At 69.5% G+C, this 21430-nt stretch carries 17 protein-coding genes; 8 read left to right on the top strand and 9 right to left on the bottom strand.

From position 1 onward, the window contains the following. Positions 1–162: 162 nt before the first annotated feature. Both ABZ406_RS22290 and ABZ406_RS22285 read right to left on the bottom strand, forming a co-directional pair. On the bottom strand, positions 163–2373 hold the full coding sequence (locus tag ABZ406_RS22290) for a hypothetical protein (RefSeq protein ID WP_357764717.1): 2211 nt from the start codon (positions 2371–2373) through the stop codon (positions 163–165). 163 nt (positions 2374–2536) lie between these two features. After that, a complete protein-coding gene (locus tag ABZ406_RS22285; protein ID WP_357764716.1) occupies positions 2537–3367 on the bottom strand; it encodes a tautomerase family protein in 831 nt (276 codons plus the stop codon). Between the two features lie 128 nt (positions 3368–3495). On the opposite strand from ABZ406_RS22285, the gene ABZ406_RS22280 reads away from it, so the two are divergent. Continuing rightward, the gene (locus tag ABZ406_RS22280; RefSeq protein ID WP_357764713.1) at positions 3496–4047 is read left to right on the top strand and encodes a hypothetical protein; all 552 of its coding nucleotides are present in this window, start codon (positions 3496–3498) and stop codon (positions 4045–4047) included. 235 nt (positions 4048–4282) lie between these two features. Here the strand turns inward: ABZ406_RS22280 and ABZ406_RS22275 are convergent, their stop codons facing one another. The 3 genes from ABZ406_RS22275 to ABZ406_RS22265 form a co-directional block, all read right to left on the bottom strand. Next, a complete protein-coding gene (locus ABZ406_RS22275; protein WP_357764710.1) occupies positions 4283–4444 on the bottom strand; it encodes a hypothetical protein in 162 nt (53 codons plus the stop codon). Positions 4445–4899: 455 nt separating this feature from the next. Beyond that, positions 4900–5757 (bottom strand): hypothetical protein, encoded by an 858-nt coding sequence (locus ABZ406_RS22270; RefSeq protein ID WP_357764707.1) that lies wholly within the window; start codon positions 5755–5757, stop codon positions 4900–4902. Next, the gene (locus tag ABZ406_RS22265) at positions 5754–6254 is read right to left on the bottom strand and encodes a SigE family RNA polymerase sigma factor (RefSeq protein ID WP_357764704.1); all 501 of its coding nucleotides are present in this window, start codon (positions 6252–6254) and stop codon (positions 5754–5756) included. Before ABZ406_RS22265 ends, ABZ406_RS22270 begins: the two co-directional genes overlap by 4 nt. Positions 6255–6584: 330 nt before the next feature. On the opposite strand from ABZ406_RS22265, the gene ABZ406_RS22260 reads away from it, so the two are divergent. Then, positions 6585–7145 carry a transglutaminase family protein gene (locus ABZ406_RS22260; protein ID WP_357764701.1) on the top strand — a complete coding sequence of 187 codons (561 nt, stop codon included), beginning with the start codon at positions 6585–6587 and terminating at the stop codon, positions 7143–7145. A gap of 46 nt (positions 7146–7191) precedes the next feature. Here ABZ406_RS22260 and ABZ406_RS22255 read toward each other — a convergent pair whose 3' ends face one another. After that, positions 7192–7947 (bottom strand): SUMF1/EgtB/PvdO family nonheme iron enzyme, encoded by a 756-nt coding sequence (locus ABZ406_RS22255; RefSeq protein WP_357764698.1) that lies wholly within the window; start codon positions 7945–7947, stop codon positions 7192–7194. 47 nt (positions 7948–7994) lie between these two features. After that, positions 7995–9113: a DUF4185 domain-containing protein gene (locus ABZ406_RS22250; protein WP_357764695.1), complete on the bottom strand. Its 1119-nt coding sequence runs from the start codon at positions 9111–9113 to the stop codon at positions 7995–7997. A gap of 224 nt (positions 9114–9337) precedes the next feature. On the opposite strand from ABZ406_RS22250, the gene ABZ406_RS22245 reads away from it, so the two are divergent. The 3 genes from ABZ406_RS22245 (at position 9338) to ABZ406_RS22235 (ending at position 13677) form a co-directional block, all read left to right on the top strand. Beyond that, positions 9338–10780, top strand: coding sequence for a VCBS repeat-containing protein (locus tag ABZ406_RS22245; RefSeq protein ID WP_357764693.1), 1443 nt, complete (start codon positions 9338–9340; stop codon positions 10778–10780). A 20-nt stretch (positions 10781–10800) separates the two neighbouring features. Continuing rightward, entirely contained in the window at positions 10801–12852 is a 2052-nt protein-coding gene (locus ABZ406_RS22240) for an N-acetylmuramoyl-L-alanine amidase (protein ID WP_357764690.1), read from the top strand. A 156-nt stretch (positions 12853–13008) separates the two neighbouring features. Further along, on the top strand, positions 13009–13677 hold the full coding sequence (locus ABZ406_RS22235) for an HNH endonuclease family protein (protein WP_357764687.1): 669 nt from the start codon (positions 13009–13011) through the stop codon (positions 13675–13677). A 117-nt stretch (positions 13678–13794) separates the two neighbouring features. On the opposite strand, the gene ABZ406_RS22230 is transcribed toward ABZ406_RS22235, so the two are convergent. After that, positions 13795–14292: a hypothetical protein gene (locus ABZ406_RS22230; RefSeq protein WP_357764685.1), complete on the bottom strand. Its 498-nt coding sequence runs from the start codon at positions 14290–14292 to the stop codon at positions 13795–13797. A 257-nt stretch (positions 14293–14549) separates the two neighbouring features. Between ABZ406_RS22230 and ABZ406_RS22225 the strand changes: the two genes are divergently transcribed. After that, entirely contained in the window at positions 14550–15443 is an 894-nt protein-coding gene (locus ABZ406_RS22225; protein ID WP_357764682.1) for a hypothetical protein, read from the top strand. Between the two features lie 66 nt (positions 15444–15509). Here ABZ406_RS22225 and ABZ406_RS22220 read toward each other — a convergent pair whose 3' ends face one another. Then, complete coding sequence (locus ABZ406_RS22220) at positions 15510–18668, bottom strand: BTAD domain-containing putative transcriptional regulator (protein ID WP_357764679.1); 3159 nt, start codon at positions 18666–18668, stop codon at positions 15510–15512. 731 nt (positions 18669–19399) lie between these two features. Here ABZ406_RS22220 and ABZ406_RS22215 point away from each other — a divergent pair. Both ABZ406_RS22215 and ABZ406_RS22210 read left to right on the top strand, forming a co-directional pair. Next, entirely contained in the window at positions 19400–20158 is a 759-nt protein-coding gene (locus ABZ406_RS22215) for a hypothetical protein (protein ID WP_357764678.1), read from the top strand. A 555-nt stretch (positions 20159–20713) separates the two neighbouring features. Next, positions 20714–21430: M23 family metallopeptidase (locus ABZ406_RS22210; protein ID WP_357764675.1), on the top strand; the 717-nt coding region annotated here is incomplete at its 3' end.

The raw sequence follows: 21430 nt of genomic DNA, 5'->3' as shown, positions 1-21430 counted from the left end.
TCGGCGCCGCAGCTCCGGCCGCGACAACGCCCTCAACGCGCGTCCGGAGCCGCCGAGGCAGTCGTCCGCACCGTCACCGCGACCATCGTCAACAACGGCAAACTGGCGGCGGCCGGTGTCCCTGCAGTGCACGACGCGGAGGAGCCGCTTGCGACCGCTTGCTCAGCGAAGCTGGTCGGCGAGGCTACGCACAGCCTCATCGAACGCCTTGTCGGATTCGTAGGGGCTGTGTCCTCTGATCGGGGGCGAGTAGTCGTCGCCGGTCGGAGCCGTGACGCCGTGTGGGTCGCGCAGCCGGCGGTCCACTGCCGCCGTTCGATCGAGGGCGTCGGGCGCCTCGTCGGGTCGCGGGGTCGGGAAAACGCGGCCGCCGATGGGATCGGTGTCTCGCCACAGGTTCACCCACCGCCAGTCGACCCGGTCGGCGATCTCGTGAATGATCTCGTCGCTGACGTAGGCGGGAAAGAGTCGGGCGTACAGCCGTCGAAGGGGCGAGCCGTGGGTGAGCAGGGCGATCCGGTTGGTGACCCGTGGTGGTAGTTGGAGCACTGTCGCGGCGAGCAGGACGGCGCCGTGGCTGTGTCCGGTGAGCACCACCGTGTTGCCGGAGTCGACGAGGTGGGTGATCCGGCAGGTCAGTTCGGGAACGGCGCGTTCGGCGTAGCAGGGTGGGGCGAACGGGTGCGCGGCTCTGGGCCAGAAGGTGCCCAGGTCCCAGAGCACGCCGACGTAACGGCGAAAGCCGGGGGTGCGGTAGGCGAAGATTCCGCCGGCGATCAGGCCGACGATGATGGCGGCGATCAGGTAGCTGCCGACCCCGATGCCGACGTTGACGGAATTGGCCGGCAGCCCGAGGTAGCGCTGGACCAGTTCGCCGGGAGGCGTCGGCAGCAGGCCAAGCGCAACCGCCGCTACGCCGACTCCGGCCAGGCAGGCGTAAAGCACCGCGAGCGGCACCAGCCGTTCGGTGAACCGGGCACGGGCGATGGTTGTGCGCACCTGCCGCAGCCGCAGCGTGGCATCGCTCGGCGCATCTGGGAAGTCACGAGCAACGATCGACGACGCGGCACGGGTCCGGCCCGGCCGTGACGCCAGCGTTACCACGCCGGCGACGGTCAGCGTTACCAGCACCGCCAGCGTAAAGCCGAGAAGCGCCCAGATGCAGGACCGCGGAGGGCTGGTAATCAGCGTCCCCGCGGTCGGCGCACCCCTGTTCAGGACATCGGACACCCGATAGACCATTTCAGCGGAGAACGCGAGCGCCAGACTGATCGCGGCGACGGAGGTCGCCAGGGCGCCGAACCCGAGCGAGGGCGCGACATCCGGCTGTCGATCCCGGTGCCAGAACAGCGCCGCTCCCAGGGCTGCCAGCAGCACCGCCTGGCCGGTGAACAGCCCGACGACTGCCAGGTTGTAGCCGGGCAGTCCGTTTCTCTCCGGCCAGGAGGCCGAACTGGTCAGAACGTGGATCCAGACCAGCACGGTCAGGCCGAGGGCGGTCGGGCGCAGCACGCTGACCAACCGGTCGAGCCGCCGTTCCGTGGGCGCGGTCAGGGGTGGAGTGCAGAGCAGAACCGCGCAGGTGATCAGCACGAGTCCGGCAACTGCCGCCAGCGTGACGGTGCCGATCGACAACCCTTGTGCGGCCCGGGCGCCGAGCAGGCTGAGGTCCAGCGTGGCGAACGCCGCCGCGACGTGAATCGAGCGCAGTCGACCGATGAGCGGCTCGTTGTCCCACCGGCCGACGGCGGTGAGCCGGTGCGCCGCAAGGGGTTGGTCGGCCGCACGGAAGATGTGGAACGGGAGTGCCGGGCGAGCGCTGATTGCCCACACCAGGCTGATGGCGGCGGCTGGCGCCAGCGCGAGCACCGCGAGGCGCAGTCCGGCCGGACGCTCCCCGAGCCAGGAGAGCCAACTGCGTCCGGCCAGGCACTCCGGAGAGGACATGCACTTCCACGCAATCACATCCAGCGTGGTCCCCACGATGCTCAGCACGTACATCCCGGTCAGGGTGAGTGCCAACAACCGACACAGGGCCTTGATCACCGGGTCCGATCGGGTTCCGGCCGGACGCATCCAGATAGCGAGGTTGATCAGCATGAAGGGCAGCAGGATCACCATCGCCAGCGTTCGCGCCGCGTTGCCAGCGGGCAGGTTGTTCCAGCGGTAGGCCTCGAGCGTCACCCCGTCCGCCTGGCCGCCCTCGTGGTTTCCCGGCCGAAGTCGGTAGAAGCCGCCCCTGTGGTCACCCGCCACCTGCTGCGCGTGCGGTCGATCCAGCAGGTCATCCGGGCTAGTGGCGGACACCCCGTGCACCCGCAGTTCCACCACGGCGTCATCCCCGGCGCGCCCGTCCGCCTCGCGCTGATCCATCCGGTACCGGCCCCTCGGCATGTGCACAGCTCACGCCGACCCGCTCGGCTGATCCGACGGCGCCCGCGCGGCGGAACGGGCGTACCCCACGAAGGGGGGGACAACCCTTGAGCTGTGGGTGGGCCCGCCCTGCGGCCGGCGCGATCGTCGGGCGGAACCTCGATCAGCCGGAAGTGCCGCTGGTTGCGGCGGCGGTGTCGGCGTAGAGTTGGGCGCTGGCGATGCGGCCGGCCGCTACCCCGAAGAGCCAAAGGTTCTGGAAGACGATTGTCTTGCCGGTTGCCTTGAGTGCGGCCGTGTTGGTGAGTCGGGCGATGACGTGGTCGTCGGTGGCGAGGACGTCGTCGACGACGGATTCGAACGATTTCCAGACGGCTCCGCCGCCCGGGATCTTGGCGAAGAAGTCGTCGAAGGCCGCCGGGCCGGTGAACTCGCCGCCGTAGGGCAGCGTCGTGGGCAGGGTGAGGACGACGTCGTCGCGCAGCATCGGGATGATGGGGCCACGATCGCGGTTGCGGAAGAGCTGAGTAACGGCGTACGTCATTTCGGCCCTGGTGTATGCGTTGCGGGTGCCTGAGGCCTTCGCCGCCGCTTCGAGCGACTCGGCGGCCTCGATGTCGGTGCCGATCACTCCGTCTGCGTAGGAGACGTTCTCCGGCGGGACTACGGTCATGATGACGGTAATGTCGGAAGAGCGGATGCCTGGACGTTCTTCGAGCAGGCGTACCAGCGTCTTGTAGAACCTGCGCTTGGCTTGCTCACCACGGTCCAGATTGTCGGTGATCGTGACCACGATCCAGTCATCGGAGCGTGGGCCGCCACGGAAGCCACGGCTGAAGATCATTTCGCCCGGGTCGTGTTGGTGGATGAGCTGGAAGTTGTCGTCGGGGTTGATGTTCAGCCCGGTGACCAGCGCGTCGTGCACGGTCTGGGAGACGGCGGCGAGATACTGGTCCGGCTTGCCGCGGGCCAGTGAGATGTCGACGAAGGGCATCTGCGCTCCTCTCGGTGCCCGGCGCCCGGTCGGCGTCCTGCTAATCATGTCGATCCGAGGCGCATGCCAGGCAGCGGTCCGAGAAAGTGAAGGTTCTGTCGAGTGCTGGTCGGTATTCGGACTGATCGGTGAACCGCGTCTGCTGGGCGGTCGCCGGAGTCGGTGCGGTCGCACAACGGGCCGAGTTGACCTTGTCGCGTTGCTTTGCGGCAGAGTGGGAATCAAGTTTGTACAACTCGTTCGGCATGAAGGCGGAAACGTACCGCGAGGCGATGTCGGAATATCTGCGGCGCATGCAGTTCGTCCTTGATCCGCTCGATCACGGCAGTCGGGGTCACGAGGATGTGCTCGAAATGCTCACCCGAATCGAGGTGGTGCTGAGCAGTGCGGGCGGCGGCTGGGGCTGCATGGCCACAGTGGCGATGTCGACCCCGGTCGACGACGAGGTGGTGCGCGTAACTCGGCTCTACCGCGAGCAACTCCGAGGAGGCTTCCTCGCGGTCGCGGAGCGGGCCAGGGCGTTGGGTGAGTCGGTACCGGAGCCGACTGTGGTGGCGAACGTCATGACTGCTGCGGTGTTGGGCACGCTGACTGTTGCCCGCGCGGACCAGGATGGCGACGAACTGGCCGTCCACCTGGAGGCGTTGCGGGACTTTGTGAACGGTTGGCGCAGCCGGTGAGACGCAGGACTGCCGGCCGCGCCGGCCCGGATCATATGGTGGCGCGGCGAGCGTGGCGGAGCAGTGCCTTTACCGCCTGGTCGACGTCGTGCTCGTCCGTGGCCCAGTCTGACACTGAGATGCGCATCAGGCGTTCCCCGCGATAGGTCGTTGCGCTGAAGAAGGCGCTGCCCTCGGCGCGGACACCGGTCATCACCCTGTCGGCCAGGGCGCCGTGGTCGCCGTCCGTTGACAACTATCGTACGAGGACCTGGTTGGACACGACGTCGTTGACGATGGTGGCGCGACCGCTGGCCGCGAGCGCCTCGGCGAAACGGCGGGCGAGGAGGACGGTTCGCTCGACGAGCTCGGCGACGCCGTCGTGTCCGAGTGATCGCAGGGTCGCGTACACCGACACGCCACGGGCTCGACGGGAAAAGTCCGGGCCCCGGTCCAGGGGGTCGCGGACGCCGCTGTCCTGTTCGAGGTAGGCGGCCCGGAGCTCATCGCGGCGCGATGAGCTGCGGGATTGCCGCGGATCGCGATACCGCTGTCGTACTCGTACTCCAGCCGCACCTGGTGGAGTCGGAGTCTTCGCTGGTAATGGGCTGTTTTGGCGCGGTATTGCTGTCGGCCTCGCCATCGTGACGATCGATGGATGGACACCGAATCCGATGACGGCCTTATTCCGCTCAGCCTCGGCGAGGTCCGACGTCTGCTGGCACACTTGATCACCACCATCAGACCGTTCGACCAACCGGAACCGCGGATCGGCGGCGACCGCTGCAACGACGGTGGCGACCACCGCGGCGCGATGCGCGGGGGTCGCTACCTCGAACACTCGCCCGGTGCGTGGTTCGGTCAGGGGTGCAGTCACCTCCAGGTCATAGCACGCAGCAGCGCGTCGAACTGAGATCTTCCGACCGCTGCGCCGGACACCTCCAGCGTGAAGCGCACGGCCTCGGTGTTGGAGGACCACCAGTTGGCGGTCAGGTTGCCGGCACGGTCGTACACGTCGATCCGGTGACCGTTCACCTCAAGGGTGTGATCGGGGTTCTCGACCCGGCCGTCAGGCTCTGGCTGCCAACGGACCGCCAGCACCCGCAGGTCCGGACTCCCGGCCCGGGTGAACCGGAGCGTGAGGGTGGCGTCACCGGAGCCGAGCCACAACGGCGACCGCTCGCTCCACCCGCCGGCCGCGAGGTCCGGCAGATCCGCGTCGGAGAAGACGAACGGCTGCCCCCACGGGCTGCGCCCGTCTGCCAAGAGTCGGGTGCCGACAGCCTGAGGCAGCTCGAACGTCCGTGCCGTCACCTCTGTGTCATCGGCACAGCCGGTGTACGCGCCGTCCAGGGACATCGTGATCTTGTCGTCGGTTACCACCAGATCGTCGTGGGTGGGGTCCCGCGCGACGCACTTGCCGAGCGTCGGCGCCGCGTACACCGTGATCCGGGTGCCAGCCCTGTCGATCCGCGCGCCGAGCCATGGCACGCCCGCCGCCACCGCCGGTTCCTTGGACGCGGCCGGCTGGGGGGACACGGGCGCTGGATCTGGTCGCGCAACCGCGAATCCGGCGATGATCACCAGGATGACGGCTGTCGCCGCCCCCCAGCCGGCCACGCGGCGGTAACGCACCCGGCGCCGGATCGCTGCGTGCGGTGCCGGCAGCAGCGCCGCCGGGACCGTGGCCACCGCCCGATCGAACAGGTCCATGACCTCCTCGTCGCTCATCGGTCCACTCCCTCGCTCAACAGTGCCCGCACCTGCGGGTCGTGGCGCAACGCCGCCAGGGCGCGCGATGTGTGTGACTTCACCGTGCCGAGCCGCAGACCCAGGACCCGGGCCGTGTCGGCCTCGGTGAAGTCGCCGTGGAACCGCAGCATCAGCACCGCCCGCTGCTGCCGCGGCAGTCGCGTGAGGGCGGCCGCGAGCAGGTGCCGCAGCTCGACCCCCTCGAGCTCGCCTGCGCCCGTCGACTGTTCCGGCAGTTGTCCCGTGGGGAGTTCCCCCCGCCAGCGCCGCCGCCACCAGCTCAGGTAGGTAGTGGCGAGCATCGCGCGAAAGTACGCGTCAGGCGCGCCGTCCCTGATGCGTGGCCACCGACCGTACCCGCGGGCCAACACGGTCTGGACCAGGTCCTCCGCCCGGTGCCAGTCGTGCGTGAGCAGCCACGCCGATCGCAGCAACCGCGGCCACGCCACGCTGACGTACGCCTCGAAATCCTCCACCGAACACCTCCTGGCCGGTCAACAACGTCGGGCCGGGAGATGGTTGTCATGGATCCTGACGTTTCCGCGCGCTCGGCCTCATATAGAGCAGCCAGGTGGCGGGGCCGTCGCGGTTGCGGGCAGGGTAGGCGAACCGCACGTTCGTCTGAACAAGCCCGCAGACGCCTTCACGGGCACGTCCGGTGATAAGGGTGACAGGCGAAGCGTGACTGCGGTGAGACAGCGCCGTTACCGTAACGCGATGGGTCATGGCGCGATGGAGCAGCCTTGAACCCGACTGGACAAGCGGCGGGGAGAGGTACAGCTATGCAATTGGTCGCGGGCGAACCGATGGAGTACCTGGGCGGTGACTCGGTCGTCGAGGTGGACCATCCGGCAGTGCGGGCGTTAGCTGGTGAACTGCGCGCGTCGCATCCGGACGACGTCGACTTCACGCGGGCCGCTTTCGCATGGGTTCGTGACCGGATCCGGCACTCCGTTGACGCCCAGGATCCGCGGATCACCGTCACCGCAGGCGACGTGCTCAGCGCCGGTGTCTGCCTCTGCTATGCCAAGTCGCACCTGCTGGTGGCCGTGGCCCGGGCCGCCGGCGTTCCGGCCGGGTTGTGTTACCAACAGCTGACCGACGGGGGAGAGCCCTTCCTGCACGGCCTCGTTGCCGTGTACCTCGCGGGCGGCTGGCATCGCCAGGACCCGCGCGGCAACCGCACCGGCATCGACGCCCAATTTCGGCTCGGGCGTGAGCAACTGGCGTACCCGATCACCGACGGATCGGCCGGTTTCAACTTTCCTGAAGTGCACGTGCGACCCTCGCTCAATGTGATCGCCGCCCTGCGCGGTGCTCGAGACGCTCTCGAATTGTGCCGCGCCGGGTTGCCCGCTACGCCCTGAGTTGGTACAGCGGATGCCGGTCATGGGTGATTCGCGGCAACACTCTTCAGCGGGGTGGCAGTGGTGCGGCCGGGCGTACGGCGGTGAAGTCGGCGTGTTCGTACCGGGTGGCGGAGAGCAGAAGCAGCCATTCGTCACAGCCCTGCCACGGGTACAGATCGGCGGCTCCGCCGCGTACGGTCCGAGGCCCGTCTCCGGTCCGCGGTCGTGCGGTCGACGGTGCGTCGTCGAATCCGGGGATCCACACGTCGGCGCAGAGCTCGTTCGCCGAGCCCATCGCCGCCAGCCCGAACGCGTTCTCGGCGGCGGCCGTCCGCGTCTCGTCGCCGAAGTCGTCGAGAAGTTGGTCCTCGTCGGGTTTCCCGTCACCGTGGAAGGTCAGCGTGGTGGTGCCGGCTCGGGCGGCGTATTCCCACTGCGCCTCGCTGGGCAGCTCGAACGGCAACACTCCGAGTAGGTCGTCCAGGTCGCCGTCGAGCCGTGCCGTGCCGGTGGTCGCCTCGGCGTAGTCGTCTTCGTACTCGGGCAGCCAGTGCTGGACCTGCGCCACGGTCAGCGGGTGCCGGGCGAGCAGGAACGACTCGACGTGCACCTCGCGTACCGGTTGTGCGTCCTTGGCGCCGGCGAGGAAGGGGTCGATGGTGTCCTCGACAGCACCGCTGCGCTCGATGGCCCGTACCGCGTCGAGTTCCGCGTCGGACAGCCCCATCCGGAACGTGCCGCCCGGAACCTCGCGGAACACGACTCCCGACGGGATGTGCCGCCACGCCGGTTGCCCGGCCACGATCTCCTCGGTCCACATGGCGGCGATCGCTAGCAGCGATCTCAATGCCCTGTGGCGTGCCCCTGTCAGACCGATCCGGCGAACTGGCTGACGTGGTAGGCGGTGCTGCGTCCGTCCGGAGTGCGGGTCCACTTGGACACCATCAGGTGCAGGTCGTTGGGGTTGCGGCTGGACCAGGGGTGGATGAACCCGCCGTAGAGGGCCGGTTCCTGCCAGGGCGTGACCTGGATCTTCTCGGCCGTCCAGGGTTGGTCCGGGCCGGTCGCGGTCCGGGTGACCAGGCAACCGGTCTGGCAGTTCAGGTATGACATCACCCAGGTGCCGTCACTCAGTCGCCGTACCGACGGCTCGCCGAATCGGCCGGTGAGGATGGGCGTGCAGGGCCGCCCCCACCCCCAGTTGGTGCCGTTCCAGCCCCATCCCTCGTACGACTCGGGGAAGAACAGCCGGTCCCAGCGGACACGACGAAGCATCATCGGGCCGTCCTGCCGGCCGGAGCGTACGGAGAAGACGTAGACGTATTCTCCGTCGCGCTGCATCGTCCACATCTGGAACGGGTCCTTGTTGTCGCTGGTGTTCGACCACTTCAGCGGCGTACGGATGAAGTCGTTGCCGTTGTCGGAGTAGGCGAGTCCGGCGTAGCGCGACTTCCACTGCGGCCCGGCCGGGCCGGCGGAGTTCCAGTTCTCGATGCTCATGTACGAGATGAGTTGCCGGCCGGTCTCCGGGAAGCTGATGCCGTCGTTGGGGATGACTGTCACCTCCCAGAGGCCGTCGAGGCCGATGCCGTTGTGACCGTTGTGCATCAGCTCGGGTGCCCGGCCGTTACCGGAGACCCGCGCTGCGCTGTCGAAGACCACGCCACCCGGCGCGCCAGGATGGATGGCCGAGCGCAGCATCACGGGTGAGCGCCAGTCGTTGGGCAGGGGCGGGCCCTCCGGCCACGGCGTGTTGAAGGTGTCCCCGAAGAGGTAACCGATCGACCCGTTCTCCAGCACGTAGGGGATGCCGAGGTCGGTGCCGGCCACCCGCCACCGGCTGTTGGTGTCGAGGTCCGCGCCGGTCAGCCGCTTCCTCCACGTCGCGGCCTGGGCGGGGCTGGCCGGGGTAAGAGCGACACCGGCGGCGCCGGCCGCACCGAGTGTGGCGACACGAGCGATGAGTGTACGACGACGGATACCCATGACTGCCCCTTCCGGCCGACCACCGAGAGTGGGTGATTCCCGGGGAGTTAACTCGCGGCGACCATTGATGTCAATAGCTGTCCGCACCACTCATCATACTGAAGGAATCCTTCAAACTTCATTGACACACATCAGTGCTTTGTCGAGACTCTGAGCAATCGGCACCGACGCCCGCGTCGGGGCGCGACGCCATCAGACCGGCCCCTGACCACGCGAGGAGCATCGTGCGACGGACTCTCCTGGCCCTGCTGGTCGCCGTCAGCACCGCTGCGGCGGCGGTCGCGGCGGCACCCGCCCACGCTGACCCGGTCGGCACGCTGGCCTGCCCCTCCGTCCCCGCCACCCGCGACCCGGCGGTGACCGTGGTGGTCTACCGGGTCGGGCGCGCCCACAACGCCAACGACAAGGTGCTGCTGTCCGCGTTCGAGGCCGGCTGGGTCGAGTCCCACATGAACAACCTGCCGTGTGGCGACAAATCGTCGCTCGGGGTGTTCCAGCAACGCTGGGACTACGGCTGGGGCACCCCGGAACAGATCATGGACCCGGTCTACGCCAGCACCCAGTACGTCACCCGTGCGATCGTCTGCGACCGCAACAACCCCGGCTTCAGCGCGGGACAGGTGGCCCAGTGCGTGCAACGCTCGGGCTTCCCCGACCGGTACGACCAGGTGGCCGCCACCGCGCGAGCCCAGCTCGGCGAGGCGGCCCGCACCCACGCCATCGCCGGCGGATCCGCCACCGACGTGACCGGCGACGGCCGCGACGACGTGGTGACGTTCACCCAGAACGCCCTCGCCGACGTCTACGTCAGCGCGTCCACCGGCAGCGCCTACACCGGCACCTCGGTGAAGTGGAACGACTTCTTCTCCATCGGTGGTGAGACGGCCTCCACCGGCGACGTCGACGGCAACGGCACCGACGACGTCGTCACCTTCGCCCACAGCAATACCGGTGACGTCTTCGTCGCGCTGTCCACCGGCACCTCGTTCGGTGGCAGCGGAAAGTGGCACGAGTGGTTCGCGCCGGGCGCGGAGATCGGCGCGGTCGGCGACGTGAACGGTGACGGTCGCGACGACATCGTGGCGTTCACCCACAACCCCGCCGGTGACGTGTACGTCGCCCTGTCGACCGGCACCGGATTCGGCCCCGGCCTCAAGTGGCACGAGTACTTCAGCCCGTTCGGCGAGTTCCCCGCGCTCGGTGACGTCAACGGCGACGGCAGGGACGACCTCATCACCTTCACGCAGGGCACCGCCTCCGCCAGCGACGTCATCGTCGCCCTGTCGAACGGCAGCTCGTTCGGCACGGCCCAGAAGTGGCACGACCTGTTCGCCGTCGGCGCCGAACAGCCGCGCGTCGGCGACGTCAACGGCGACGGCCGCGACGACATCGTGACGTTCACCTGCAACGCCGACGCCGACGTGTACGCCGCCGTCTCCACCGGCACGGGCTTCGCCGGCACCACCGTCAAGTGGAACGACTACTTCTGCCTCGCCGGTGAGTTCCCCTACCTGGGTGACGCCAACGGCGACGGTCGGGACGACATCATCGTCTTCACCAAGGGCGCCACCAACGACGTCTTCGTCGGACTCTCCACCGGCACCGGCTTCCTCGGCGCCACCAAGTGGCACGACTTCTTCGGTCTCAACGGCGAGACGACGCTGTGAACCGCGACAGGGAGCCCTCGATGCGACTGACCAGACGTACGTGCGCCCTCCTTCTGACCGCGGCACTCGCCGGCCAGGTCGTGACCACGCCGGCCATCGCGGCCGACCGCGTGGCGTCGAACCCGCTCGCCGCCGACTTCGCCCGCGCCGCCACCGAGTTCGACGTACCCCGGGACCTGCTGGTTGCCGTCGGCTACGGCGAGACCCGCCTGGACGGGCACGACGGCCTGCCCAGTCAGGCCAACGGATTCGGGGTCATGCACCTCGTCAGCAACCCCACCCAGCACAGCCTCGAACGGGCCGCGTCGCTCACCGGTGAACCGGTCGAACGGCTGCGCTCGGTCACGTCCGCCAACATCCGCGGCGGTGCCGCGGTACTCCGCGAGCTGGCCGACGCCGAAGGGCTGACCGCGCAGGCCCGCGGCCGGCTCTCCGCCTGGTACCCGGTCGCCGCGCGGTACAGCGCCGCCGGCACCGACGCGACGGCCCGGCTCTACGCGGACCACGTCTACGACCTGCTCCGAACCGGAATCTCGATCAGCACCGTCCGAGTCGCCCCGCAACCTCTGCGCCCGGAGCTCGGCCGCTACGCCTCCGTCGCCCCAGCCGGCACCGGTCCGTACGCCGCCGCTGCCGTACCCGAGTACGGCCCGGCGCGCTGGATCTCCGCCTACGGCGGCAACTACCAGGCCGGCCGGTCGTCCCGGATCACCACTGTGGTGGTGCACGTGACGCAGGGGTCGTACGCCGGCACGGTGAGCTGGTTCCAGAACCCCTCCGCCGGGGTGAGCGCGCACTACGTCGTGAAGTCGAGCAACGGTGAGATCACCCAGATGGTCCGTGAGGGTGACACCGCCTACCACGCGCGCTCAGCCAACCCGTACGCCGTCGGTATCGAACACGAGGGGTTCGTGGACAACCCGGCCTGGTTCACCGATGCCATGTACCGGTCGTCGGCGGCACTGACCCGCTACCTCTGCGAGAAGTACGGGCTACCGAAGAGCCGTACCGCCATCAAGGGCCACAACGAACTGCCCGGCAACGACCACACCGATCCCGGCCCGAACTGGAACTGGAACTACTACATCTCCCTGGTCAACGCCGGAGGCGGCACGGGAGGTCGCTACCTGGCCGGGTCACCGACGGACTTCACCGGAGACGGCCGCGACGACGTGGTCGCCTTCACCCAGGGCAGCCTCAACGACGTCTACGTGGCCACCTCCACCGGCAGCGCCTTCGCCGGCACCTCAACCAAGTGGAACGACTTCTTCGGCCTCACCGGTGAGACCCTCCTGACCGGCGACGTCAACGGCGACGGCAGGGACGACGTCCTCGCGTTCACCCACGGCACTCTCGCCGACGTGTACGTGGCCCTCTCCACCGGCACCGGCTTCGGCCCCGGCCAGAAATGGCACGACCTGTTCGCGCCGAACGCGGAGGTCGCGGCGGTGGGTGACGTCAACGGCGACGGTAAGGACGACATCATCACCTTCACCCACGACACCGCCGGCGACGTGTACGTCGCCCTCTCCACCGGCACCGGGTTCGGCCCGGGCGTCAAGTGGCACGAATACTTCTCGATCGCCGCCGAGTACCCCGCGCTCGGTGACGTCAACGGCGACGGCAAGGACGACATCATCACGTTCACCCAGGGCCCGGCCACGGCGTCGGACGTCATCGTCGCCCTGTCCACCGGGTCCTCGTTCGGGTCGCCGCAGACGTGGCACGACCTGTTCGCCGTCGGCGCCGAACAGCCGCGCGTCGGGGACATCAACGGCGACGGCCGCGACGACATCGTGACGTTCACCTGCAACGCCGACGCCGACGTGTACGCCGCCGTCTCGACCGGCACGGGCTTCGCCGGCACCACCGTCAAGTGGAACGACTACTTCTGCCTCGCCGGGGAGTTCCCCTACCTGGGCGACGCCAACGGCGACGGCCGGGACGACATCATCGTCTTCACCAAGGGCGCCACCAACGACGTCTTCGTCGGACTCTCCACCGGCACCGGCTTCCTCGGCACCACCAAGTGGCACGACTTCTTCGGCCTCACCGGCGAAACCACCCTCTGAGCCCGTGGCTGCGTGAGCCGACCCGGCTCGTGTCCGCGCGAGCTGCCGTGCGTTCCAAAGCTTCCTGGCTGCTTCCCATCCCTTTTACGAAGATGTACTTCGATGGCCACGATCGTCGGAGACGGTTGCCGTCCACCCAGCGCCGAGGAGGCCCCTATGCGGGTAACCCGAGTCCCAGCCCGTTTCTCACCCGTCACGCGCCATGCCGCGGTAGTCGTCCTCGCCGCCGTCGCCGCCCTGGTCGGCATCAGCGCGCAGCCCGCAGCCGCCGCACCTCCCGGGATCCCGTCGAAGGCGACGGCCCAGTCGCAGCTCGACGCCCTGACCGTCGCGACGCAGGGCTCGACGAGCGGCTACTCCCGTGACCTGTTCCCACACTGGATCACGATCAGCGGTAGCTGCAACACCCGTGAGCAGGTCCTCAAGCGCGACGGCACCTCCGTCGTCGTCGACAGCGCCTGCGCCGCCATTTCTGGCCGCTGGTACAGCCCCTACGACGGCGCGACCTGGACTGCCGCCTCCGACGTCGACATCGACCACGTCGTGCCTCTCGCGGAGGCGTGGCGCTCCGGGGCCAACTCGTGGACGACCAGCCGCCGGCAGAGCTTCGCCAACGACCTCACCCGCCCGCAGTTGATCGCGGTGACCGACAACGTCAACCAGGCCAAGGGCGACCAGGACCCGTCCACCTGGCAGCCGCCCCTGTCGTCGTACCGGTGTACCTACAGCAAGATGTGGATCACAGTGAAGTACAACTGGAGCCTCACCCTGCAGTCGTCGGAGAAGTCCGCCCTGCAGAGCATGCTCAACACCTGTAGCTCCTGACCACGATCTCGCTTGTGGTCCGCGGCCTCTGCAGGCCGCGGACCACAAACCGAAGACGTTCCGCCATTTCCAGACTTACCCGTCACCAACGCGTGGTCGGTACGCCTAGGGCATCCATCACGGTGCGAAGTACGGCGCCGAGGCTCCCTCGGTCGAGAAGGACCACCCGCCCGCCGGCGCGCTCTGCAGCCTGACGACGACGCTCGCGACGTACGCCGAGCTGACCGGGCTGAAATCGACGTCGCTGTACCAGGTCCTCCCGTTCGGGGCGCAGAAGTCCGACGCGGTGTCGGTGTAGGGCACCACCATGTTGTTCTGGTAGGTGACGACCATCTGGACCCGGACACACTCGCCGGACGCGTTGTTGATGTAGATGCGTCCGAGCAGCCGAGGCTCCCAGGTGCCGTTGACCAGATCCCACTCCAGCCGGCCGTCAGCCTTGGGATCTCCGGAGATGTTGCCCAGGTCGCCGTCACCGAAGTCGAAGTGCTGCTCGGTGATGGAGAACCGGTCGGTCCGCTGTACCGCGGCCTGCGCCGGGCTCGCCGCGATCAGCCCGAGTGCGCACACCACGGGCAGTACCAGGAGCCGGGTCGCTGTTCTGCCGAATCGCATGTCTTCCCCCTCGATCGCGCCGCGGCCTGTGCGCGGCGTTCGGCTTCGAGTCTCGGCACTGGCGTCAGGGTCACGTCACGATCCGCTCCGGGTGGCGGCTCGGGGCGGGCGCACCATGACGCCACCCTGAGGTCCGACCGGAGCATGGGTGATGCCCGACCCGAGTGGGCCGGGGAGACCGACCATCGCCCGACCCGCCGGGCCGGCGAATCGACCACAGCCTGACCCGGAAGGGTCGGCCACAGCGAAGGACAAATATGGGCACAAGGGACATCGGGCGGCGGACTGTGGCAGGCGCGGTCGCTGTCGTGCTGGGTTGGGCGGCCGGGGCGGCCGCACCCGACCGGCCCGCCCACGCGGGAGGGCAGGCCCCGGTGAGGATCGTGGAGGCCAGCGAGAGCGACGGGAGCGTGACCAAGGTCGTCACCGCTACCTGCCCGGGGGCGCGATCCGTCTTCGCGGCGGGCGCTCGGATCGTGAACGGAAACGGCGGGGTCGTGTTGACCGCGATGGAACCTGACGCCGACCTGACCGCGGTGACCGTCACCGCGACCGCCCGTACGGGGCACGCGAGCGCGTGGTCGGTGGTGGCCTACGCCACGTGCGACTCGTCGACGAGCCCACCGGTGCGGGCGACGGCCACTGTCGTTTCGGCGTCGACGGTGGAGGTGACCTGCCCGGGCAGCACCCGGTTGTTCGGCACCGGCTTCCGCTCCGAAGGACCGGTGGACCAGACGTACGTCGACGAGGTCAGCTTCGGCCCCGGGCTGCGGACGGTCCGGGTACACGCGGGCGGCGCCGACCCGGCGAGTCTCACCGCCGTCGGAATCTGCAAGGAGCCCACCCAACCGACCGGGCCGCCCGGCGTCCGCGTCGAAGCCGCCAGCGGGTACGACGGCACCTGGCCGAAGATCGTCGTCACCGCCGGCGCCGGTCCGGACGCCTACGTGTACGGCGTCGGCGCGCGCGTGACGGGTGCTGGACCGTTCTTCCTCAGCGCGCTCGTCCCCAGCGGGAACCTCCGACAGGCGGGCGCCGAGGCCGTTCGGGCGAGCCAGTTGCCGGGGGCGGCCGCCGCCCGGTCCGATGCCGGTGGGGACGGTGAAGGCTCGCTCACCGTAAACGGTTTGGAGTCGGCGGCCTTCCACTGACCGGTCGCCGCCCCCGGGCCGGCGACCCCGGTGCCGCTGTCCCGTCGCCGGCCGCGGCCCCGTCGGTCAACGCCCGCGATCGGGGGCCGGATCCCGCCGGCCGTTGCCTGAGGCCGGTGGCCCCTGGCGAACGGCGGCCTGTGGTTGTCGGCCCGGCCGGGCCGGAGCGAGGATGATCTCGTCAGGTGGGTGCACCCCGATGGCCCGCATCGCCTCGCGGTACCGAGCGAGCGCCCGGCGTGCTTCGCCGTGCTGGCCACCGGCGACCAGCGCCCGCACCAACGCCCGGTGCGCCGGCTGGTCGTACGGATCCCGTTCCAGAAGCCGCAACAGGTACGTCACCGCCGCTGCCGGGCCCGCCGTGGCCCGACTGACCTGGGCCAGCATACGCAGCAGACCGAGGTAAGCCGCCCGCGCCTCCTCGCGCAGCGGGCCGGACCAGTCGGCGTACGGCTCATCTTCGAACGCGTCGGCGCGGTACTGCCGGTCGGCGGACAGCAGCACCGTGCGCGCCTCCACCAACGCCCCTCGTTCCAGCAGACGCCGCGCGTGCGCCACGTGCGCCAGGAACTCCTCGACGTCCACCCGCAAGCGGCTGACGTCGAGCGCGATGCACGCCTGATCGGCGACGAGGAAGTGGTCTGGCGCGAAGGTCTTCGTCGGGTCGAACACCCCGCGGACGATCGAGAGCAGGACCGACAGCCGGTGGCCGGTGCGATCCGGGTCGTCGTCCGGCCACAGCAGCTCGCACAGCTCGCTTCGTGGCACCGGCCGGCCACGTCGAGCGACGAGGACACGCACCAGGTCACGCGCCTTGCGGGACTGCCACTGTGAGGCCGGCACCGGGTGACCGTCGAGATGCACCTCGAACCGGCCGAGCGCCCGGATCACCACCCGCAGGTAGACCGGCCCGCCACCCGCCGCCCACCCGCCGACACTGCCCGCCGTCCGATCCACCAGGGCGCCGGTGAGGGCGACCTGCTCGGCCGCGAGCAGACCGGCCAGCCGATCGTCGATGTCGGCCCCGGGCAACCGCCCAAGCAGGACGAGCAGTCGAGCCGCCTCGACCACCGCACCGGCCCGGGTCCAGATGACGTACCCCTCGCGCAGCGCCTCGCGGGCCCGCCCGAGGTCCTGCTCGGCCGCCGCCCGCAGCTCGAGCGCGTCGGCCAACCCGGCCAGATCGCCCTGGGCCCGTGCGATGCGGGCCGCCTCGCCGGCGAGCACGGTGGCCCGGTCGGGCGCGGCCATCCGGAGCGCGACCCAGCCCTGGGCCAGCAGCGCCGGTACGACGATTTCGTCCCCGACGTCCCGAGCGGCCCGGTCGGCGTGCCGCGCCGCGGCCGGCACGTCGTCGTCGAGTCGCACCAGCGCCAGCCCTGCGAGCGCGGACACCAGGACGTGCACGTTGCCGGTCTCCTCGGTGACCCGGACCGTCTCCTCGTAGGCGGCCCGCGCCTGTTCCCGCCAGCCGCGCCGACGGTACAGCTCACCCAGTCCGAGCAGCGCATGGATGAACCGGCGGGAGCCCTTCTGCTGGTAGAAGCCCAGCGCCGCCTCGTACCGCTGCACCGCCTCGTCGTAACGGCCGAGCATCGCCAGCGCTTCCGCCTCGTTGCTCGTCGCAATGGCGCGCAGGCTGGGCGCGCCGGCCAGCGCGGCATAGCGGGCCGACCGCTCGGCCATCGTCAGCGCCTCGGCGAACCGGCCGGTACGCAGGAGTTGGTGGGTGCGGTTGGTGTGGATCCGGGTGAGCAGCAGGACGTCACCGATGCGTTCCGCGATCGGCAACGCCAGGGCGAAGTGCTCCTGGCTGCCAGCGATGTCACCGGCCACACTGAGACACAGACCGACGCTGAGGTGTGTCGAGGCCAGTACGTCGTCCTGCCCGGCACTGGTCGCGACCGCCAGCGCCTGCCGTGCGCATGCGGTGGCGGCCGTGGTGTCGCCGGCCAGCAGGTGCGCGTGTGCGGTCCAGGCGAGCAGCAGCGCCTGGTCGGCGAGAGGGGCGGGCCGGGCGAGCGGCCTCTCGAGGATCTCCAGGGCCGCCCGGGCGTCACCCCGCTGGTACTGGATTCGACCCAGCCGCCAGGCCAGGCCGGCGTCCCAGGCCTTGTCGGCGACGGTGTCGTACTCGTGGGTGGCCGCGCCGAGGTCGCCGAGGGTACGCAACGCGTCGCCGAGCAGCAGGCGCAGCCGCCTGCTGCGATGCCCCTCCGGCAGCATGCGCACCAGCTCGGTCACCGCGAGCGAGTGACCCGCCGCGATCATCCGATCGCCGGACGCTTCGAGCACCCGGGCGGCCGCGGCATGGTCTGCGGCCCGCAGGTACTCCCGGGCCGCGGCGACCGGCGGCCCGTGCTCGTCGTACCAGCCCGCTGCGGTGGCGGCCGTGTCGCGGAGCTGCTCGGCGGTGGGCGCTCGGCGCCCGTGCCGGGCGGTCTCGACGACGATCGGCACGAGAAGTTCCTCGAGCGGCGGTGCGCCCGGCCCGGCGGTGGCCCAGGCCGGCCGGGTCAGCAGTCCGATGCGGCGTAGCTGGTCGATGATGCGCGGGGCGCCGCGATGGCCGAGCGCACGGCACAGCCCTTCACTCACCGGCGTCAGCGCACCGACCTGACGCAGCAGCCGGTTCGCGTCCGCCGGTAGCGCGGCCAGCACCTCGTCGACGACGTATCGCGCGATCGGCCCACTGGGCTCGCTGAGGATCGGGGCGAGCAGCCCGGTCGGCACCCCACCCAACCGCAGAGTCTCGGCGGCCAGATGCACGAGCGCCGGCCAGCCACCGGTCGCCGTGTGTATCCGGTCGGCAAGGTCCGGCGTGGAGAGGCTGTACTCCTCGGCGATCAGCTCGGCGATCCGTTCCGGCGAGAGCGCCAGGTCGGCCGGGCCCAGCTCGGTCCACAGGCCGCTGCCGAGCAGGCGGGTGGCCGGTGCCGACAGTGGCCACCGCGAGGCGAGGACGACTGTGACGTCGTCCGCCCACCGCCCGACATCCTTGAGCAGAAGGTGCAGCTGCTCGGCAGAGGTCGGCGGCAGGTCGTCGACCACGACCAGGCGGTCGCCGGACGCGACGGCGTCGGCGACGAGCTGGCGCACTGGTGCCTCGTCGCCCCGGCACCAGCGGGCGCCCTCTCGAGGGAACCAGCGGCGCAGCGCGGTGGTCTTGCCGTAACCGGCGGCGGCTACGACGCAATAGACTCCCCGCTGATGACCTGCCCGCAACGGATGCACCGCGTTCCTCCCGGCCGTGCCGCGCGACTCCGGCCGACGGCCCGCCGCTCGCCCGTGGATTAAGATTCACCGGCGACGTGCGGGGAGGCAAGACCCCGGTTGGTCGCGTACCCGATCCAGGATGCCCGCGAGTGCCGACGATGCGCGGTGAATTTCTGCTGGCCGCGGCGGCAGGTCGGTCTTGATCGACGGCGGTGGTTGGCCGAGGGCTCATCAGGACCTCGTGCAGCCGTTGCCAGGCGGCCACACCCATTCCGACAACGACGCCGAGGGTCAGCCGAGCAGCGGACCGCACGATCTCACCCATAGCGCTGTGACGCCTATCGCGAGCGGCAGTGCGGTGTCGGAAATCGGCGCCGCACCGCCGTCGGCACAGCACTTCCGGTGGTGACGTCGGCGTGCTTCGGTAAGCACATCACTACCGCGCGTCAATGGGAGTAGAGATGACGATTGGTTGGAACGGAATCTTGGCCAGTCTGACCGCTGGCGCCCTCACCGCAACGCTGGGCCTGCCCGGCGTCGCCCTGGCCGAGCCGAGGTACCGAACCGTCCCGGTCTGCGCACTACGACCACTGCCGTTACCAGCGGACATGACCGGCCGAGCTCTGGCGGTCGACCCGACTGGTCGGTACATCGCCGGTATCGGCCACCGAATCGACGACGACGATTCGCAGCCGCTACTGCTGCTCTGGGCCGGAACGCCGCACCGACCCAGGCCTGGGGTGTGGGACGAACCGCGCCTCACCGTCGTCGCCATGGGAGCGCTGAGGCAAGTCGAGAACATCAACCGGTACGGCGTTGTCATCGGCAGCGCCAACGTCGACAACGTCTACCGCCCCTGGCGCTACCGCGACGGGCGCTTGGAGTGGTTACCCGTCCTGCCGACGGTCTCCAACACCTTGGCGCTGGGCATCAACTCACGCGGCGACATCGTTGGCCTGGGCGCCGTTGAAGAGACCGAGTCGACTCTGCCGCTGCTCTGGCCCGTTGACCGGCCGGGCACCGTCGAGGTGATCGACGCCCCGTTTTACGCTAGCGCGAGGGAGATCCTCGACGACGGCACCATCATCGGCACCGCCGGCAACTTCGGCTGGGTACGCCATCCCGACTCAAGGACCGACCGGCTCACCGCCCCTGGGGCCCGGTGGTCGGGGATCTCCGCGGCCCGGGGGACCTGGGCAGTTGGTAGCACCGGCACCGGCACCAACAGTGAGGACGGGGACAGCGCCCTGGTGCGCTGGGACCTGCGGACCGGCGTGGCGTCCGCAGTGAACCCGGCGCTGGTATCAGCGCAGGACGTCAACAGCCGGGGCACGGTACTCGGCGACCGAGCCGTCGACCACGGCGACCGGCTCGTCGCCCTAGGCGGCGCCATCCCGAATGTCCAAGACCCCTTCGCCTGGGGGATCGCCGATAACGGCCTCGTCGTAGGCTCCATCAACGGTTCCCGACCACGCCCAGCGCGCTGGATCAACTGTTGAGATGGTCGGCACCACGTCTTGTGTGTCCCTCTCTCGGAGGCCATGGATGCGCCCGCTCCTTCCGAGCGGCTCCGCGGGGCCTGGCCCGACTCCAACGGTGCTGCCCTGGTTGGGTTTACGGCCGTGCGACCCTCGACGTGCAGTCGGACCTGACCGATGACGCATCCTCGACCACGAACCGGACACTGATGAGATCGCCGGCCTGGCGCTGCGTCGGGTTCGAAAGCTCAGCGACCTCACCCCGGTGACACGGCGGCGATGATCCGCCCGCTGGCGCAGCCCGGAATTCCTGCACGACCAGCAAGGCCTGGTCGGCGATCGCCATGACAGCACTACGGGCGTCAGGCCGAGGTGGTTCCTGTGCCCGTGCGTACCGGACAGCAGCGCTGATGCCCTGCTCAGCCTGACCGTGTCGAGGGCCTCGGTACGGGTTTCGTCGGTACAGCGCTGTGCAATCCGGCCTCGCCAGACTCAAGGGCACCTCGTTCCGGATGGAACGACGTGCGGGCCGCTCGCACCTGCCGAGACCCGCTTCCCCTTGACGAAACGGAAGTCATGACCACTGTCGTCACCCTGCACCGCCGGATCGGTGCCCTGCTCTTCGCCATCATCGCGGCGCTCACCGTCGTTCTTGTGGTCCCGAGCGTCAGCCACGCCGCAGGCCCTCGCCCTCTCTTCCAGCTTCCGGTCGGCTGTGGCGAGACCTGGCGTCTCGGCACCTATATCGGCCACGACGACTATCAAATCGACATGTTTCCCACCTCGGGAAGCGCGTGGGGCCGGCCCATCCTGGCCTCCTACGGTGGGACCGTCATCAAGGCCGGCATCGACGGTGAGCTGGGCACCATCACCCCGAGCAACCCGGGCGGTCAGCCGGGCCAGGGCGGCGGTCACTTCGTGAAGATCGACCACGGCAACGGCTGGCAGACCCTCTACCTGCACATGCTCGAGTGGCCGATGGTAAGTGTCGGTCAGCGGGTCACGATCGGCCAGCAGATCGGCAAGGTCGGCAGCACCGGACGGTCCGGCGCGGCGCACCTGCACTACGAGCAGGAGGCCGACGGCAGGGATGTCGAGTCCTGGTTCAACGGAGTGCCGTCCGGCATCACTCACGACAACTCCGAGTACAGCGTCTACCGCGACAGCAACAACTGCGCCAGTTCGGCTCTTCCGCCGTCGCAGGCGGGTCAGGCGGTGGTGCATGAGGGGTATACGAGTGTGTTCACGGTGAATGTGGCGGATGGGCATGTGCAGGAGTCGTATCTGCCTCGG

It is taken from the genome of Micromonospora sp. NPDC005710 (genome assembly GCF_040630995.1).
Taxonomy (GTDB): domain Bacteria; phylum Actinomycetota; class Actinomycetes; order Mycobacteriales; family Micromonosporaceae; genus Micromonospora.
Note: the sequence above shows the minus strand (reverse complement) of the source record. Positions and strands in the feature narration are given on the sequence as shown.

Coding starts and splice junctions, on each gene's coding strand:
- ABZ406_RS22290 (WP_357764717.1), bottom strand. CDS start 2,373: ATGGATCAGCGCGAGGCGGACGGGCGCGCCGGGGATGACGCCGTGGTG.
- ABZ406_RS22285 (WP_357764716.1), bottom strand. CDS start 3,367: ATGCCCTTCGTCGACATCTCACTGGCCCGCGGCAAGCCGGACCAGTAT.
- ABZ406_RS22270 (WP_357764707.1), bottom strand. CDS start 5,757: ATGAGCGACGAGGAGGTCATGGACCTGTTCGATCGGGCGGTGGCCACG.
- ABZ406_RS22260 (WP_357764701.1), top strand. CDS start 6,585: ATGGAGTACCTGGGCGGTGACTCGGTCGTCGAGGTGGACCATCCGGCA.
- ABZ406_RS22255 (WP_357764698.1), bottom strand. CDS start 7,947: ATGTGGACCGAGGAGATCGTGGCCGGGCAACCGGCGTGGCGGCACATC.
- ABZ406_RS22250 (WP_357764695.1), bottom strand. CDS start 9,113: ATGGGTATCCGTCGTCGTACACTCATCGCTCGTGTCGCCACACTCGGT.
- ABZ406_RS22240 (WP_357764690.1), top strand. CDS start 10,801: ATGCGACTGACCAGACGTACGTGCGCCCTCCTTCTGACCGCGGCACTC.
- ABZ406_RS22235 (WP_357764687.1), top strand. CDS start 13,009: ATGCGGGTAACCCGAGTCCCAGCCCGTTTCTCACCCGTCACGCGCCAT.
- ABZ406_RS22230 (WP_357764685.1), bottom strand. CDS start 14,292: ATGCGATTCGGCAGAACAGCGACCCGGCTCCTGGTACTGCCCGTGGTG.
- ABZ406_RS22225 (WP_357764682.1), top strand. CDS start 14,550: ATGGGCACAAGGGACATCGGGCGGCGGACTGTGGCAGGCGCGGTCGCT.